Source organism: Paenibacillus illinoisensis NBRC 15959 (assembly GCF_004000925.1).
GTDB lineage: Bacteria > Bacillota > Bacilli > Paenibacillales > Paenibacillaceae > Paenibacillus > Paenibacillus illinoisensis.
Genome location: NZ_BIME01000001.1, coordinates 1,125,047 through 1,140,166, shown reverse-complemented (window position 1 = coordinate 1,140,166; position 15,120 = coordinate 1,125,047). Strand labels below are relative to the sequence as shown.

Below are 15,120 nucleotides of genomic sequence, written 5' to 3'. Positions count from 1 at the left end.
GAGCTGACTCCAAGTTGTAAGATGAAGGTATGAGGGCAAAGGAGGCTGAGGCGGATGAGTAATGAGGCACTATATTCCATTAAGGAAACAGCGGAGAAGGCGGGATTATCGGAAGATACGATTCGATATTATGAGAAGATTCAGCTTCTGCCGCGGGCAGATCGGAAGGCGAACAGGCACCGTGTATACCGTCAAGAGGATATTCGGACCATGAAACTTATTTCTTGTCTAAAAAAGACAGGTATGTCTCTGGAGGATATGAAGCCTTACCTGCACATGTCGATGGATTCGAATCTGGACGAATTCCCGGAAGAGCGTGAGATGCTGGTGAGCCATCGAATGAAAATAGAAGCGCAGATTGCCTCGCTGCAGCAGGTCGTTGATTTTATCGATGAGAAGCTGAACAAGCGGAGCTTGTTTCCTGATGAATGTCCTATAACTGGAGAGAATCAGATGTCGGTTTTTGAGAAAAAGAACATGTTCTCCTGATGGACACCATCCCAATAACATTCATTACACCCGAGAACCCACGTCTGGACGACGCGGGTTCTTTTTGATTGCGATTAACACTCAAATTTGCAGCGCATGACGAAGACGTTGGATATCGCTTTTTGGTGGCAGACCATACATTCGGGCATATTCCCTGCTGAATTGGGAAGGGCTCTCGTATCCAACCTGAAATGCGGCATCGGCAGCATCAGTTGAACCGGCAATGAGCATACTTCTGGCTTCCTGCAACCGGATTTGTTTTTGAAATTGTATGGGGCTCATGGCGGTGATGGCTTTGAAATGGTAGTGAAGTGAGGAGGAACTCATATTAACCATGGCGGCAAGCTGGTCCACGCGCAGCGGTTTGTCATATTCGGATTGGATGACTTCGATCACCTTGGCGATGTGCTGTGCGTGGCTGTTTTGAACGGCAAATTGTTTTATTGAATGTCCGTGTTCATCCTGAATAATTCGATATAAAATTTCACGGATAATCAGTGGAGCGAGTATTGGAATATCTTCTGGAGTATCGAGCAGCCGAACCAATCGGATGATGGCTTCAAGAAGCGGGACCTTGTTAGAGCTGACAAATAATCCACGCTGGGTTGAGTTGTCCGGTTTGAATTGTAGAGCAGTCGGGTCTTGTATCAGATCGAAAATCTGACCAGAGTCAAAATCAAGTCGCATACATAGATATGGCTTATCTGCAGTAGCTTGAACCACTTGTCCTGAAATAGGCAAGTTTACTGAAGCTACCAAATATTGTGTCTCGTCATAGGTATAACTCTCCCGGCCCAGTATGACTAACTTAGATCCTTGAGCGACAATGCAGAGAGCAGGTTGTTGAACAGAATATATGGGTTGAGATATCTCCGAGGCACGAATCAAAGAGAGCGCAGGGATAGCCGTGGAATGAATTCCGTCTTTTAGGGTAAAACGCCCGATAAGATGAGCCAATTCCTGCATCTGAAACGTGACATCCTCATCCATATGTAGTGATGAAGTCATGGAGCATACAACCTCCTTTTTTCGAATCGGTTTATTTTATTCTAGAATCTTCTGGAGGAATAGGCAAGATTGTTGGGGGAATCTTCTATCTGGTGTGAGATGATCTCCTACATAATAAGGATAAGCAATTGAAGCTTTTGAAAAACGCAAGGAGGTTGGGAAATGGAATACAATCCATCAGGTAACAGACCGGAACATGGACACCCTTATGTTGGCATGTGGGTGACAAAGGATGGTTATATCCGCCATGAACTGCTCTCGAATGGTCGATATGATGAAGCCAGAGGTCAGAGGAAAAGTGCATATCAAGGACGTTATGTCGTGGAAGGAGATCATATTGAATATGTGGATGATACGGGTTTTACAGCGGATGGAGACTTTGTAGAAGGTATTTTATATCACGCAGGCATGGTTTTGTACAGAGAAACAAATAAAAATAACTAATGGTAAAGGAGCGGATTTCACATGTTTAATGTAAAAGGAAAAGTCGTTGTCATTACAGGTGCTAGCAGCGGAATTGGAGAAGCGACGGCTCGATTGCTGGCACAGCAAGGGGCTCACGTGGTTATTGGGGCTAGACGTGTTGAACGTTTGCATGCACTCGCATCTTCCATCCGTTCTGAGGGTGGATCCGTAGAGGTTCAGGCACTCGATGTAACCCGGCTGGAAGAAATGCAGAGTATTGTAGATCTGGCGCTAACCCGCTACGGTCGTCTGGATGTGGTTATCAACAATGCGGGTTTGATGCCTTTATCTCCTCTTGAAGCCTTAAAAGTGGATGAGTGGAATCGAATGATTGATGTCAATATTCGGGGAGTGCTACACGGGATAGCAGCTGGGTTACCTGTCATGAGAAAGCAGGGTGCTGGCCAATTTATCAACATCGCTTCGATTGGTGCCTATGCCGTAACACCGACAGCATCCGTCTATTGTGCAACCAAATACGCAGTCCGTGCGATCACGGAGGGTTTACGTCTGGAAGTGGGTGGGGATATTCGGGTAACACTTGTTTCTCCAGGGGTAACCGAATCGGAGCTTGCCGAGACGATCACGGATGTCGGAGCGCGTGATTTCATGAAGGATTATCGGCGTATTTCCATCCCGGCATCGGCCATTGCCCAGAGCATCTTGTATGCAATTAGCCAACCTGCTGAGGTAGATGTCAATGAAATTGTCGTCAGACCAACAGCAAGTCTCGTTTAAGGCGAACACTCTTTTGGTATATAATAGAACCAACTATACGAAAAGAGGAATAACACGTTGACTCTGCAACAATTAAAATATGTGATTGAAGTTGCCACGCGCGGCTCCATGAATGAAGCGGCCAAACGGCTATTTATTTCCCAGCCGAGCCTTTCGAACGCGATCCGTGATTTGGAACAAGAGATGCGTATTACCATTTTTGAACGTACAAACAAGGGAATCTCACTGTCCAAAGAAGGCGTGGAATTTCTGAGTTATGCCAGGCAGGTCGTGGAGCAGGCAGAATTGCTGGAGAATCGTTACTTGAATGCCAAGCCTTCTCCACAGCATTTCTCGGTATCCACCCAGCATTATGCGTTTGCCGTGAATGCCTTTGTACGTCTGGTACAGCAGTATGGTCAAGATGAATATGAGCTGGCACTGCGGGAAACAAAGACATATGAAATTATACAGGATGTAAAGAGCCTGCGAAGTGAAATTGGGATTCTGTATTTGAACGAGTTCAATGCCAAGGTCATTAACAAATTGTTAAAGGATGCCGGTCTGGTGTTCACAAGCCTCTTTATAGCCAAACCGCACATCTTCATCAGTGTGAAGAACCCTCTGGCTAAGCAAGCATCCGTGGCGATTGAGCAGCTGAAGGACTACCCTTACCTGTCATTTGACCAAGGGGAGTACAACTCTTTTCATTTTTCCGAAGAGATTCTGAGTACGTTATCCCATCCCAAGAGTATCCAGGTCAATGACCGGGCGACGTTGTTTAACCTACTGATTGGTCTGAATGGGTATACCATTTCAACAGGTGTTCTCAGCGCTGATTTGAACGGAAATGAGATCATTCCTGTTCCGCTGGAGTGCGAGGAATCGATCAATGTGGGCTGGATCAGCCACAAAAGCACCTCTCTTTCCAATCTGGGTGTGGAATATGTCAAAGCTTTGCATGAGGCCATAGGGTCCTGACTGTACGGACAAGTTGGGATTTTCCTGAAAAATATGCGAACCTGCTCCACTCCCGTATTCGGGTTTGGTCATTATTAAAATTTGTGAGCTTATCTCAAGCCATTCAAAACCGTTTCCGGGTAACCGTGAACGGTTTTTTCTCATTTTTATGGAGTACGGCGATAGAGAATTGTTATAATGAAAAATAGTTTATTTACATGTAATGGATGGAACTTGAGAGGAGTACAGCTCGTGAGAGTTTTATATCGGAATATGAGTGAGCAGCATGCGTTAACCGTATATGATACAACCAGGCTTTATGGGGAAAAGGGACATTTCCGGGTTTTGGAGTTTTCGAACGAGGCTGTTCAGGGAGCCATGGATCTCGATGAGCCTTCACGAATGCTGCTTGAATACCCAAGGGCGATGGTTCATCTAATGGAGCGCAATACGCCTGAATACGAAAAGGTTTTTGTAGTAGGGCACGGAATTGGTACGCTCTCGACTTATCTGTCAAACCGCCAGGTGAAGATCGCCGAGTTGGACGAGGAAGTGGTTGAATTAAGCAAGACGCTATTTGGATATGAGGGCACTGCAGTCATGGTGGGAGATGGCCGGGAGCTGCTGCAGCAGGAACCAGCAGAAACGTATGATTATATTATTATCGATGCATTTACCGCAGCAGGAACGCCGAAGCAGTTTACCTCCAGATCTTTCTTTACGATGGCTCAAAGCAAGCTGCGGTCTGGTGGAAGCGTACTGTTGAATGTATTTGGGCGTGCGGGCAATGACAGACTTGTAAACGCGATATATGCAACGATGGCTGACCAGTTTGATTACACACGTTCATTTGCACTGCCTGCGGAAACGCAGGATGAGATACAGAATCGAATTCTGGTGGGAAGCGATGCTCCTATTGACTTCCAATCGCGCTCTATGGCTGGGTTTGTGGAACAGGAGCCTGGGGAAGGATACATCATCGAGGACGAGCTTTGATTCTGGAGAAGAAGACAGACGCCTGATTTATAAAGCTTGTCATGGAGTTGTCAATTTTAATTGAAGAAACTGTAAAATATTCACACAAAATTAATACATTCATAACAACTTTCGTATAGAATAGTGAGAATATGCCTTTTCATGAAAATCCGGGGGAAAGCACTAATGATCGCAAAGAAAAAAGCATCCAGATGGCGAAGAAAAGCGAGAACCTATAAAAAAATCAGCCTTCCTGCCTTGCTCAGTGGGCTGGTCACCATTTCGGTGCTGATGACCTTAACAATCATGTTTATTTCGTCTTACACAACGCAGAAGCAGTCTCTCATTGACAATACCTTGTCTCTTAATTATTCAAGCGCAGCTCAAATGAGTCAGACACTGGATTCGCTATTTCAGTCCATGCAGAGCAGCTTGAAATATGCTGCAGACTATTTTCCTCAGATGGACTATTCAGATACGGAAAAGTTGGATTCGACGCTGGAATTGATCCAACGCAGCAGCAATTATTTTAACTCTGTAGCCCTTGTGGATGAGAAGGGTGTGATACGCAGCATGTCGCCGTATTCGGGTTTATCCGTCGGGGCGCATGTTTCATCTGAGGCAGCCAAAAAAGCGATGGAGCTTAAGGCGCCCTATATTTCCGAAGCCTATCAGACCCCAAGGACGAAGCGCAGAAATGTTTTTGTCAGTGAACCGATCTTCGATGCAGCTGGACAATTTAAGGGGACTATTGGCGGTAACATCTATCTGCAGGAGAATAATATCCTGAACCTCTCTTTTGGAAGTCAGCTGAGGACAAGCAATGGTTCATATTTTTTTATTGTCGATGCCAAGGGCACGCTTTTATTTCATCCAGATACCAAAAGAATTGGTGAGGACATCAGAAAAAATGAAATTGTACAAAAGCTGATGGATGATCAAACCGGTAAGGAGCAGTATAAAAATCTGGCTGGCATAGATTCGCTTGCCGGGTATCAGAAGGTGCCTGCTACCGATTGGGGCGTCGTGGTCGTATCTCCAACTCAGACGGTGTATGATCAGTTAAATGAGCATATTCGCATGTTATTGCTGTATACTTCCGTTCCGTTTCTCCTCCTGACCCTGATTGTCATTCGGGTAGCGCGTAAACTGGCGAGTCCATTTGTCTATCTGGCCAATCTGGTTAATCAGGTGGATCAGGGCAAAGTGGACCTGCCAACGATGAAACCGCATTGGAACAGGGAGGCCGATTTGTTAACCCGCACGGTTTTGGGTGCATTGGTGAACTTTCGCAAGCAAACGGACCAGCTTACCTATGATGCCAGAACGGATGTACTGACAGGCATGACGAACCGCAGAACATTTGAAGAAGTCATTCAGCAATGGATTGATGAACAGACGCCATTCTCGATTATTGTTCTGGATATTGACCGCTTCAAATCCATTAACGATACGTTCGGGCATCATGCTGGAGACGAGGTTCTGAAGCATATTGCAGGTCTGATCAGGCTGGCCGTTCGGCCGCAGGATGTGAGTTCCCGCTTCGGCGGGGAGGAGTTTGTCGTGCTGCTGCGCGATACCGGAGCTGAAACCGCCTATCAGATTGCTGAATTTATTCGTGTAACGGTTGAGGAGAGTATCATGCCGATCGATCGCTCCGTGACGATATCGGCAGGGGTTGCCGAATATCCGCTGCATTCATCTTCAGCGACGGAGCTGTTCCATCTCGCGGACACAGCTCTGTATCAGGCGAAGGAAGAAGGGCGCAATCGTACCGTGACCATTCAGACCGTAGAAAGGTCATAAACAGGCCGGGAAGATCGCCTATGAAATACACTATAAAAAGCTGGTCCCTTATGAGAAGGAATCAGCTTTTTTTGCGTTCACTATACTTCCTGTGACTTGGCTTGGACGACTTCATTTGTATAGGTTTCTCCCCAGTCCCGCATGCTGAATATGATCGGACGGAGTGTTTCCCCAAATGGCGTAAGTGAGTATTCCACTTTGGGTGGCACTTGAGGGTAGATTTCCCGGTGTACAATCCCGCTGCTCTCCAATTCTCTTAATTGCAAGGTGAGCATTCGCTGCGTAATGTCGGGAAATAACTTTCGGAGTTCATTGAATCGCAAGGAACCCGAAAACAAGTGATACAGGATGGCTCCTTTCCATTTTCCTCCAATAACGCTAAGTGTAACTTCTACGGCGCAGCCATAGGGTTTGGGGCAAGTCTCGGTTGAAATTTTTTTCATCTATCTGCACCTCCGTCAGCTATGTGTATAGTATCAATTTAAGCACTACGTACCTAAAATGTGTGTATATTGTCTTCAAAGCATACCATGTCTGATTCGGATTATAAACCCTGGATACCGGATTAAAGAAAAGGTGCAATGTATAGTGAAAAACCCGGTTTCGTTATACGAAACAACGGGTTGGTGTAAGATTGAGGGTATACAGTAACATTTAGTTGTTAGACCAGTGAAGACAAGATGGTATCACACAGGGCCATCGTTCCGACATTATCCTTGCCGCTTGAATGCGGAAGCGAATTATTGTGGCAGCATGACATGAAATGCGTCATCTCGCCTACAAATCCACGAAGGTAGAGATCGCGGTATGCGCCTGACATGGGAGAGCTGGAAGGAGTATAGACCGTATCCTGCTCTTCAAGAGCCTTCCAGGGGAGGCTGTCTGAGGTACGAGAGTGATGAACGGTAAGTGTATTCATTTCATCTGCTGACGCAAAACCATGATCGAATGTAACCAGTACGCTTTCGCTTTCGCGTGACCATGCACTCATGCCTGCGAAGTAGGCACTGCCCACAATACCGTTATCAAATTTCAGGGAGATGCTCTGATTAATATGTTCCCCATCCTTGACTGTGGTACCCGTCACTTGCTGTACCTCGCCGAAGAGGAAACGCATCAGATCGACCATGTGGATGGCAGCAAGCTTCATAAACTGTTCTTCATTCTTGCAAAATGGAGTACTGTCAACAGCAAATTTCATCTGAAATGAACGCGTTCTACCCATCGAACCACCATCAATCAGTTCCTTTAATTTCATATATATAGGCGCGTAGCGTTTCATAAATCCTACCATTAGTACAACGCCAGCCTGTTCGGCCGCATCTGCAATTTCTGCAGCTTCTCTGGCAGTCCAGCCAAGGGGTTTGTCAACATAGACATTCTTGCCTGCCTTGATGCATTCCATGGCGAGAGACGATTGATCCCGAGGTTGAGCTACCACAACAACGTTGTTGCAGTCTTCGTTTTGCAGCATGAGAGTTGCGTTATCATATGCTGATCCTGTGCTGCCATATCGCAGCAAAGCGGCTTGAGAACGTTCAATACTGCGAGTGGAGATGGCCTGGATGGTAGCCCCTGCTTCTACAGCAGAAGGGTAGATATTGGTCGTTGCATGAAATCCGGCACCGATGAAACAAAGATTCGTTTGAGTCATAACCATTCTCCTTCATTGTTGATCGAACCATTTTTGTCAATCTAAACAGCTTTCTCGCTCAAATGGTACAGCATCTGGCTTGCAATCTCCGAGTTGACGATATGAGGAACAGGCTGTGGTCCATTTACCAGATGCTGACGCTGCTGAACAAGATAGAGCAGGGATGCAGCCTGAAGGGACAAGCCCAGATCCATCGTCTCGGCAGGATTTCCGCTTCCACCTGCAAGATTAAGCATCTCACCTTGGGTAAGCAGCATGAGCCGTCGGCCATTCGCAAGGGTGAATTGTTCGATATCTGTTGTAAGACGTTCGGTATGTGCAGCTTCCTGTCGAAGTCCGTCCAGGTCCATTTCCCAGGAGAAATGTCCAGCGTTGGCAAGAATGATACCATCGTTCATCTGATTAAAGTGTTCCATTGAGATGGCACTCGGGCGACCTGTAACCGTGATGTAAACCTGGGCAAAAGCGAACGTTTCTTCCAGCTTCGCTACGCGAAATCCATCCAGAGCAGCTTCGAGTCCAGCGATAGGATCGGTCTCAACCACAATAACCTGGCTGCCTAGATTACGCAGATATCGGGCAATCCCACGTCCACAGGAACCATATCCTACGATAACGAAGCGTCTTGTAGGCAGAATCAGGTTCGTGGTGCGCATGAATCCTTCAATAATGGTCTGACCCACGCCATGTTCATTTTCCATGATGCGCTTGAGAGGACTATCATTAATGACAATAATCGGGAAGGTCACTTCCACCCCTGTTTCTTCACGCAGCAGATTGGCTCCTGTCGTGGTTTCTTCTGTTCCGCCAATGAGCGCACTATGGTCATAGTGCTGAATGAGAGTGCGAGCCAGATCGGCTCCATTATCCATGAGAAGATGCGGCTGGTGTTCAAGCACGCGATGAATATTGTGCATATGCTGACGGCGTTCATCTGAACGTTGTCCATACACGGGAATGCCTTCGGCGATAAGTGCAGCAGCAACTGCATCCTTGGTTGTGCCTGGGCTTCCTGTTAGTACAACGTTGGCTCCACCAGCCTGTAGGGTTCGGCATAGAACCGCCGTCTTAGGCTCTACGTGAATACAAATTCCAATGGTAAGGCCAGCAAAGGGGCGTTCTTTGGAAAATCGGGATTTTAGTGCAGCGAGGAGGGGCATATGCATTTCTGTCCAATGAATATGTCGTTTTCCTTCTTCAATAATTTCAGGTGTCATGTTCATAGGTTTGCTCATATTCCTCTCTATCCATAGGTTGTCTGTCCTTGAGGACAGTTGGTGATGTTTACGATAGGAGGTTTTTAATTTCTATAAAAGGACATATGTCCTATCCATTTCAGATCATAAAAAAAGTATTGCATTCTTCTTCCAGAGCCTGTATACTCTTAATTACGGTGAAACGAGAAATGGTTTAACCGGATGCTTTTCATCAAGGATGAAAAGATACATATTATGCGGTCGTGGCGGAATTGGCAGACGCGCACGGTTCAGGTCCGTGTGGGCTAACCCCCCGTGGAGGTTCGAGTCCTCTCGACCGCATCGAAGAAAAAAGGTTCGAAGATTGCTTTTGCAATCTCTCGAACCTTTTTTTTATTTTTCTACGAATTGAAATGTCCTGAAACAGGCTTTGGTTATGTGTCCTCTTGGTTCGGTTGTTAGTGTTGACGCTGGCGCTGGCGTAAGAAAATCGCTGTCCATAGTCCGGACAAGGCACCAATGATGCCGAAAAAGGAAACGCTGCCGACCACTTCATACGCCTGAAATTGGAACAAGAACGCAATCCCGCTGCCCAGGGTCGTTCCTGCAAGAAAACCGAGAGATAGGCCTGTATCTTTGCCGAGCTGCATTGGATCACCTGCTTCAAATAGTTTGTCAAAACATTTGCAAAATACGGGTACAAGAAGTAAAGTGTGAACAGGAAAATCATTGAAATTTTTCCTATACTCATTGTGTGGCTTTTCCAGTGCAAATATGCATGAACTTAGAAACGGGAGGTTACGAACACATGAATATGAACGAACGCATTGCCGCTTGGAATGCGGAAGCACAGCAGTGTACCTGTGGACATGATCATCGGCTGGTGCAAATGCAGGTCTTTTTGGAACATGGTGCAATTCGTAGATTACCGGGGTACCTGTTGGAACAGGGCTATAACCAGGTTACTGTGGTATATGATGGCCAGACAGGTCCTGCGGCGGGTTATGAGGTGGTAAAAAGCCTGCGGGATGCGGGCCTCATAGCGGATGAATTCCAGATGCCGGAGAACAGTGCGGGGGATATCATTGCCGATGAGGCTGCGATTGTGCAGGTACTGCTTGGTGTAAAACAAATGACTCAGGCCATTATCGCAGTGGGATCGGGGACCATACATGATCTGGTGCGATTTGTCTGTGCCAAAATGAACAAGCCATTTCTGTCTGTCCCAACAGCGGCATCGGTTGATGGCTTCACTTCAGCAGGAGCGCCGCTCATTGTAAGCGGCATCAAGCAGACGTTTCAGGCTGTACCGCCCGAAGCGATTTTTGCGGATATTGACATTACCCAGCAGGCTCCCCAAGCAATGACGGCGGCGGGATTCGGTGATATGTTAGGCAAATATACGTCTCTGGCAGATTGGATTGTGTCGCGTGACCTGGGCGGGGAGCCATTCTGTCCGGTTGCTTATCGGATGACGAAAGAAGCGCTGACGGCCTGCATCGAAAATGTGCAAGCCATCGCCGAAGGAAGAGCTGAGGGTATAACCGCATTGATGGATGCGCTAATCATTTCCGGTGCCTCCATGCTAATTATTGATCATTCCCGTCCGGCATCCGGCGGTGAGCATCATATTTCTCATCGTTGGGAGATGGAATTGATGGTAGCGGGCCGGAAACCTGTTCTGCATGGGGCCAAAGTCGGCGTAGCTTGCGTGCTTCTTACAGAGCGCTACAAGGAACTTGCGAGTCTGTCCCGAGAACCTGTTTTTGATGTGTATGCTACTTTACCTGATGCGTCACAGCTTACGGCATGGCTTGAGCAGGTTGGGGGTCCGACCACAACAGATCAGCTTGGGGTTACACCGGATATGGTGGAACATGCATTTGCAACGGCACATACACTTAGAGAGCGATATACCGGACTCAAATATATTAATGAATCTTTGAACGTAGTTTAAAATAAAACCAACCTGTACATCGGATAAAAAATATCGGAATGGCTCTGTGCTTCGGCCTTATTTGTACGTACAAATACGACAGCGGTTTATTATAAGTTCGAACAAGTTGCTGGAGCAAAGTGAAGGGGATGCACGTGACAGGTGTATCAAGAGGTATGTTTCATTTAAAAAGGCTCTGTCTTCCCGTGTGGGAAGAACAGAGCCTTTTGTTTGTTCGCTTATTTAGTTGTTGCGACGGTCTTTCAGGATGACATCTGCGAACAAGATGGTTTTCGGGATGCGGAAAAATTGTTCCGCTTGTTCCTGAAACGCGGCAGAAGGCAGCGTTCCCTGATGCAGCCATTTGCGGAAAGTGCCGGGATGAACCCCGATCCAGTGGCTGACATCTGTCACCGACAGATCATGGACCATACACAAGCCTGTCAGAATACGGTTGCTAACCGGAGATCGGGTCACCGTACGCTTCATGAAACGGGAAGGCTCGGGCTGACAAATGACCGGGCTTTTGCGTACCACTTCTTCATTGAAGAGAATGTGACGCGGGTAGCCTAGCAATTGGCACGCTTTGTCCAAATTGGTACTGCCGGGTATCCGCCCCTCATACACCCACGCGCTCACGCTGCGTGATGAGATGGATAGATCTTCGGCAAGCTGGGACAACTTGATATCATTGGCCATCAGCACGGCTAGAAGAACGCGGTTTCGGATTTGACAGCGTGTCGGTTTACGGAATCGTTTAACACGGACGCCTTTTCCCAAGTATTTACGGTTGATCAGAGACCACGCCTGGATGGAATGTTGTTCTGGTTGATTAGGCATATTTCCTCCGATTTTTTTAACCAAATACTACAATAAGAACCGGGGTACTTTCAAGTGCCAGGTGCACTGGTTTGGATTGGGCTCAATCCTTTGAGAAAGTTAAAGGAGGGAATTATGGACTAGGGTATGTGCAATTCGTTTCCTAGTATATTCCTAGATTACAATGTTTCACTAAATTTCAGGGATCAAAGAGAACATGAAAACCAATAAATTAGGTCTTTAAGACTATTTATAGGACTTTTATACTTTTCTCTGATTTTAGTTGATATGATGCGGATTATTACCTAAAATCCACCAAAAAATTGGGACAGTACTAATCTTTATCCCGGAATGATGTGCACAAATCCGAAAATAAAATCCGCAAGTTGAACCGGGCGATTGGTCTGTCAAAATCTCTAACTCTTACATATTTTGTATAATGATCAATTCAGAGAGAGGGGTGAAAACGTGAGTCCAGCCGTAAATACCTTTGCTGCAATTTCCGGAGCGTTCGTAACGTTTGCTTTTGGCGTTTGGGATGAATTGCTGAGTCTGCTTGTCATTGCGATGGCTGTGGATTATGTTACAGGTCTCGCTGCAGCGGTGAGGTCGGGAACAGGGTTAAATAGCAACATCGGGTTCTGGGGACTTGCCCGCAAGGGGCTAATGCTGACCGTTATCCTTCTTGCTCACCGTATTGATCTGCTTATGGGAACAGACATTATCAAGGGAGGAGCCATCTACTTCTACTTGGTTAACGAGTTAATTTCCATTACTGAAAACTATGCCAGGATTGGTCTTCCGCTGCCTGATAAGCTCAGACAAGCCATTGCCGTGCTGAAGAAACAGGAAGACCTTTCGGATCGGGAGTGGTCCAAACCGCAAGTAGAGGCACCTGAAGCTGATTCGAAAACCCCTTCAGAAGAGACATCTCCTGCACAGGATGAAGATAATGCAAAAAAGAACAGTTCAGCATAGCATTGTTTTATCGTTTAGAGAACGTTTACAAGTATCCTTTCGCAATAACTAACGTTATGATATATTTTGGTTACACGAAAATTCATTCATTTCCACTAATATATGCAAACGGGGTGCTTGTTCAATGATTAAACATATTGTTCTTTTTAAAATGAAAGATCGTTCTCCAGAAACCATTGAGGCTGCTGCAAACGTTCTTCGCAACTTGCAAGGCAAAATTGATGTCCTGATCTCATTGGAAGTTGGCGTGGATGTGCTTCGCTCTGACAGATCTTTCGACATCTCATTGACAGCCGAATTTGCATCACTGGAAGATCTGCAGGCCTACCAGGTCCACCCGCTTCATCAGGAAGTCATCCAGTATATGAACGAGGTCAGAGAACAGTCGATCGCAGTGGATTACGAGATCTAATTTAATCATTTCATTCTGCAGTTGTTAAAGGAGACTGGGCATGAGCGATTTAAGAGACGTTATGGAATTTTTATATATTTTTATCGTGTTTTTGATCGCTTGTCCGGTGATGCTATTCTGGCTTAAGCGAAGAGGGAAACGGAATCGATAATTCACTGAACGGGAAGTGACTGCATTGTATTACGTAAACAGAGAACAGATTGCCCGCAGACTTGCTGCCGTGCCGGAAGTAGCCGAAGGGCTCCGCCGGGCAACGCAAGCTTGGGATGGCAGTCTTATGCTTGGTCTGGTCCAGGAACGCTGTCTTCATCTGGCTATTGAGATTGTAACGGATGTGGGAAGTTATCTTATTGATGGTTTCATTATGCGGGATGCCAGCAGTTATGATGACATTATTCAAATCAATCACGAAGAGAAGGTATTTGACGTTTCGACTTACGAGGTGCTGAAGCGTCTCGTGTCGCTGCGCAAGCCGCTGGTACAGGATTACTTCAGCTGGGAGCGGGGAGAATTGCACCCGTTAAGCGCAGAGGTACCATCTATTCTGGAACAGTTTGCTGAGCAGGTTAGTATCTATGTGGAAAAAGAACTTGGTCCATTTCAGCAAGGTCATACCGAGGGACAGAGTAAGGAATGAGGGGAACCAGCATGACAAATGAAAGGCAAGATGAAATAGAGAAAAATGAAGCGAATGATATTCCTTCCGGATTTCACCCTGTTTATATGGTAGAGCTGTTATTTCGAGAGCAACCTAAAATAGACCGGATCCGGCTGCAGAATGCACTTACTCGTTATACCGGACAAGTCCGTCTGGCTGTGAAGCAGGTCAATGATCAACGCGCCTCACAGAATAAGACGGATGAGGCAGCGACGGAGATCGGGAAAAGTGATACTCCAGAGCATAACCTGGACATGCTTGTTTTCTATCATATGGATCATCCGGTTTCATTTGAGGAAGGGAATATACCTGCACAGACCTGCATGCTTCCTGTGAACGAGATCAAGGATCGTTCCCGCTTCGGTGGGGCAGTGCAGCAAGCCTGGCACTGGCCGGAAGCAGGAGAGACCGTGAAGACAGCGCAGTATTCGATCCGGCTTCATGATATGTTCTCTGCAGCCATGTCTCGCAAACAGCGTCTGGAATTGTTCCAGAATACGCTCCAGGCAGTCATGGAAGTTCTGCCTTGTGAGGGGATGTATTGGTACGGCAGTGACAAGCTGGTTGAGCCGGAGGCTTACATTCAGTCACAGAAGCGGGAAGAACATCTCTATGGAGCAATGAATGTCCGCATGTATCAGGCAGGTGGAACGGAAGAACAGCGTGAACTGGTTATGGATACCGTTGGGTTGTCCGCGCTCGGTGTTCCCGATGTGCAGTGTCACTTTACGGGACTGGATCCGGATACGGTAGCCCAGACATTGCTTGGGGCAGCCTATTACATATTCGATCAGGGTGATGTTCTGCAGGACGGACAGACACTGGGCTCTTCTGGAGGAAGACGCTGGCGCTGTGAGCATCAGGCTGCGCTGATTGCGCCTGGCCGTTATGTCATTGATCTCGATCCGGGAGATGCCCATGTTGCACAGCCGCTCGAATCTTCTCGGCATCATTAATGCTGACATTCTAATGCGCAATACGGGATTTAAAAAGTTTTTGCTATCTGGAGTGTCAGGTCAAGCCCTTGCTGCTTATACTGCATCAACA

General features: G+C 46.7%; 16 protein-coding genes, 1 tRNA gene and 1 pseudogene. 12 read left to right on the top strand and 6 right to left on the bottom strand.

All coding sequences use genetic code 11. The features are described from left to right. Positions 1-54: 54 nt before the first annotated feature. Positions 55-489, top strand: a complete 435-nt coding sequence (locus PIL01S_RS04895; protein ID WP_127536491.1) for a MerR family transcriptional regulator — start codon at positions 55-57, stop codon at positions 487-489. A gap of 81 nt (positions 490-570) precedes the next feature. On the opposite strand, the gene PIL01S_RS04890 is transcribed toward PIL01S_RS04895, so the two are convergent. Further along, a complete protein-coding gene (locus PIL01S_RS04890; RefSeq protein ID WP_127536490.1) occupies positions 571-1,497 on the bottom strand; it encodes an AraC family transcriptional regulator in 927 nt (308 codons plus the stop codon). Between the two features lie 162 nt (positions 1,498-1,659). Here PIL01S_RS04890 and PIL01S_RS04885 point away from each other — a divergent pair, with 162 nt between their 5' ends. The 5 genes from PIL01S_RS04885 to PIL01S_RS04865 all read left to right on the top strand — a co-directional run bounded on the left by PIL01S_RS04885 (position 1,660) and on the right by PIL01S_RS04865 (position 6,420). Beyond that, a complete protein-coding gene (locus PIL01S_RS04885; protein WP_127536489.1) occupies positions 1,660-1,941 on the top strand; it encodes an Atu4866 domain-containing protein in 282 nt (93 codons plus the stop codon). A gap of 21 nt (positions 1,942-1,962) precedes the next feature. Beyond that, positions 1,963-2,700: an SDR family oxidoreductase gene (locus PIL01S_RS04880; RefSeq protein WP_127536488.1), complete on the top strand. Its 738-nt coding sequence runs from the start codon at positions 1,963-1,965 to the stop codon at positions 2,698-2,700. A 57-nt stretch (positions 2,701-2,757) separates the two neighbouring features. After that, positions 2,758-3,660, top strand: a complete 903-nt coding sequence (locus PIL01S_RS04875; RefSeq protein ID WP_127536487.1) for a LysR family transcriptional regulator — start codon at positions 2,758-2,760, stop codon at positions 3,658-3,660. A 231-nt stretch (positions 3,661-3,891) separates the two neighbouring features. Continuing rightward, positions 3,892-4,635 carry a spermidine synthase gene (locus tag PIL01S_RS04870; RefSeq protein WP_246058084.1) on the top strand — a complete coding sequence of 248 codons (744 nt, stop codon included), beginning with the start codon at positions 3,892-3,894 and terminating at the stop codon, positions 4,633-4,635. 165 nt (positions 4,636-4,800) lie between these two features. Next, positions 4,801-6,420: a sensor domain-containing diguanylate cyclase gene (locus tag PIL01S_RS04865; RefSeq protein ID WP_127536485.1), complete on the top strand. Its 1,620-nt coding sequence runs from the start codon at positions 4,801-4,803 to the stop codon at positions 6,418-6,420. Between the two features lie 80 nt (positions 6,421-6,500). On the opposite strand, the gene PIL01S_RS04860 is transcribed toward PIL01S_RS04865, so the two are convergent. The 3 genes from PIL01S_RS04860 to PIL01S_RS04850 all read right to left on the bottom strand — a co-directional run bounded on the left by PIL01S_RS04860 (position 6,501) and on the right by PIL01S_RS04850 (position 9,309). Next, on the bottom strand, positions 6,501-6,863 hold the full coding sequence (locus PIL01S_RS04860; protein ID WP_095288069.1) for a winged helix-turn-helix transcriptional regulator: 363 nt from the start codon (positions 6,861-6,863) through the stop codon (positions 6,501-6,503). Positions 6,864-7,081: 218 nt separating this feature from the next. Then, on the bottom strand, positions 7,082-8,074 hold the full coding sequence (locus tag PIL01S_RS04855) for a Gfo/Idh/MocA family protein (RefSeq protein WP_127536484.1): 993 nt from the start codon (positions 8,072-8,074) through the stop codon (positions 7,082-7,084). A gap of 41 nt (positions 8,075-8,115) precedes the next feature. Then, positions 8,116-9,309 (bottom strand): adenosylhomocysteinase, encoded by a 1,194-nt coding sequence (locus tag PIL01S_RS04850; protein WP_127536483.1) that lies wholly within the window; start codon positions 9,307-9,309, stop codon positions 8,116-8,118. Between the two features lie 218 nt (positions 9,310-9,527). Between PIL01S_RS04850 and PIL01S_RS04845 the strand changes: the two genes are divergently transcribed. After that, positions 9,528-9,612 (top strand) — tRNA-Leu (locus tag PIL01S_RS04845). Between the two features lie 116 nt (positions 9,613-9,728). On the opposite strand, the gene PIL01S_RS04840 is transcribed toward PIL01S_RS04845, so the two are convergent. Next, the gene (locus tag PIL01S_RS04840) at positions 9,729-9,920 is read right to left on the bottom strand and encodes a hypothetical protein (RefSeq protein ID WP_095358960.1); all 192 of its coding nucleotides are present in this window, start codon (positions 9,918-9,920) and stop codon (positions 9,729-9,731) included. Positions 9,921-10,078: 158 nt separating this feature from the next. Here PIL01S_RS04840 and PIL01S_RS04835 point away from each other — a divergent pair, with 158 nt between their 5' ends. Further along, positions 10,079-11,227 (top strand): sn-glycerol-1-phosphate dehydrogenase, encoded by a 1,149-nt coding sequence (locus PIL01S_RS04835; protein WP_127536482.1) that lies wholly within the window; start codon positions 10,079-10,081, stop codon positions 11,225-11,227. Positions 11,228-11,449: 222 nt separating this feature from the next. Here the strand turns inward: PIL01S_RS04835 and PIL01S_RS04830 are convergent, their stop codons facing one another. Further along, positions 11,450-12,046 (bottom strand): helix-turn-helix domain-containing protein, encoded by a 597-nt coding sequence (locus PIL01S_RS04830; protein WP_095288064.1) that lies wholly within the window; start codon positions 12,044-12,046, stop codon positions 11,450-11,452. A 447-nt stretch (positions 12,047-12,493) separates the two neighbouring features. Here PIL01S_RS04830 and PIL01S_RS04825 point away from each other — a divergent pair. The 4 genes and pseudogenes from PIL01S_RS04825 to PIL01S_RS04810 all read left to right on the top strand — a co-directional run. Next, positions 12,494-12,877: pseudogene (locus PIL01S_RS04825) on the top strand (phage holin family protein); the annotation flags it as partial. Positions 12,878-13,127: 250 nt separating this feature from the next. After that, entirely contained in the window at positions 13,128-13,415 is a 288-nt protein-coding gene (locus tag PIL01S_RS04820) for a Dabb family protein (RefSeq protein WP_127536480.1), read from the top strand. Positions 13,416-13,590: 175 nt separating this feature from the next. Further along, the gene (locus tag PIL01S_RS04815) at positions 13,591-14,052 is read left to right on the top strand and encodes a DUF86 domain-containing protein (RefSeq protein WP_127536479.1); all 462 of its coding nucleotides are present in this window, start codon (positions 13,591-13,593) and stop codon (positions 14,050-14,052) included. A gap of 11 nt (positions 14,053-14,063) precedes the next feature. Further along, positions 14,064-15,029, top strand: a complete 966-nt coding sequence (locus PIL01S_RS04810; RefSeq protein WP_164764167.1) for a DUF4261 domain-containing protein — start codon at positions 14,064-14,066, stop codon at positions 15,027-15,029. Positions 15,030-15,120 lie beyond the last annotated feature (91 nt).

Bases quoted from the DNA above. Each gene is read 5' to 3' on its own strand.
- PIL01S_RS04895 (WP_127536491.1), top strand. From the start codon at position 55: ATGAGTAATGAGGCACTATATTCCATTAAGGAAACAGCGGAGAAGGCG.
- PIL01S_RS04890 (WP_127536490.1), bottom strand. From the start codon at position 1,497: ATGACTTCATCACTACATATGGATGAGGATGTCACGTTTCAGATGCAG.
- PIL01S_RS04885 (WP_127536489.1), top strand. From the start codon at position 1,660: ATGGAATACAATCCATCAGGTAACAGACCGGAACATGGACACCCTTAT.
- PIL01S_RS04880 (WP_127536488.1), top strand. From the start codon at position 1,963: ATGTTTAATGTAAAAGGAAAAGTCGTTGTCATTACAGGTGCTAGCAGC.
- PIL01S_RS04865 (WP_127536485.1), top strand. From the start codon at position 4,801: ATGATCGCAAAGAAAAAAGCATCCAGATGGCGAAGAAAAGCGAGAACC.
- PIL01S_RS04860 (WP_095288069.1), bottom strand. From the start codon at position 6,863: ATGAAAAAAATTTCAACCGAGACTTGCCCCAAACCCTATGGCTGCGCC.
- PIL01S_RS04855 (WP_127536484.1), bottom strand. From the start codon at position 8,074: ATGACTCAAACGAATCTTTGTTTCATCGGTGCCGGATTTCATGCAACG.
- PIL01S_RS04850 (WP_127536483.1), bottom strand. From the start codon at position 9,309: ATGAGCAAACCTATGAACATGACACCTGAAATTATTGAAGAAGGAAAA.
- PIL01S_RS04840 (WP_095358960.1), bottom strand. From the start codon at position 9,920: ATGCAGCTCGGCAAAGATACAGGCCTATCTCTCGGTTTTCTTGCAGGA.
- PIL01S_RS04835 (WP_127536482.1), top strand. From the start codon at position 10,079: ATGAATATGAACGAACGCATTGCCGCTTGGAATGCGGAAGCACAGCAG.
- PIL01S_RS04830 (WP_095288064.1), bottom strand. From the start codon at position 12,046: ATGCCTAATCAACCAGAACAACATTCCATCCAGGCGTGGTCTCTGATC.
- PIL01S_RS04820 (WP_127536480.1), top strand. From the start codon at position 13,128: ATGATTAAACATATTGTTCTTTTTAAAATGAAAGATCGTTCTCCAGAA.
- PIL01S_RS04810 (WP_164764167.1), top strand. From the start codon at position 14,064: ATGACAAATGAAAGGCAAGATGAAATAGAGAAAAATGAAGCGAATGAT.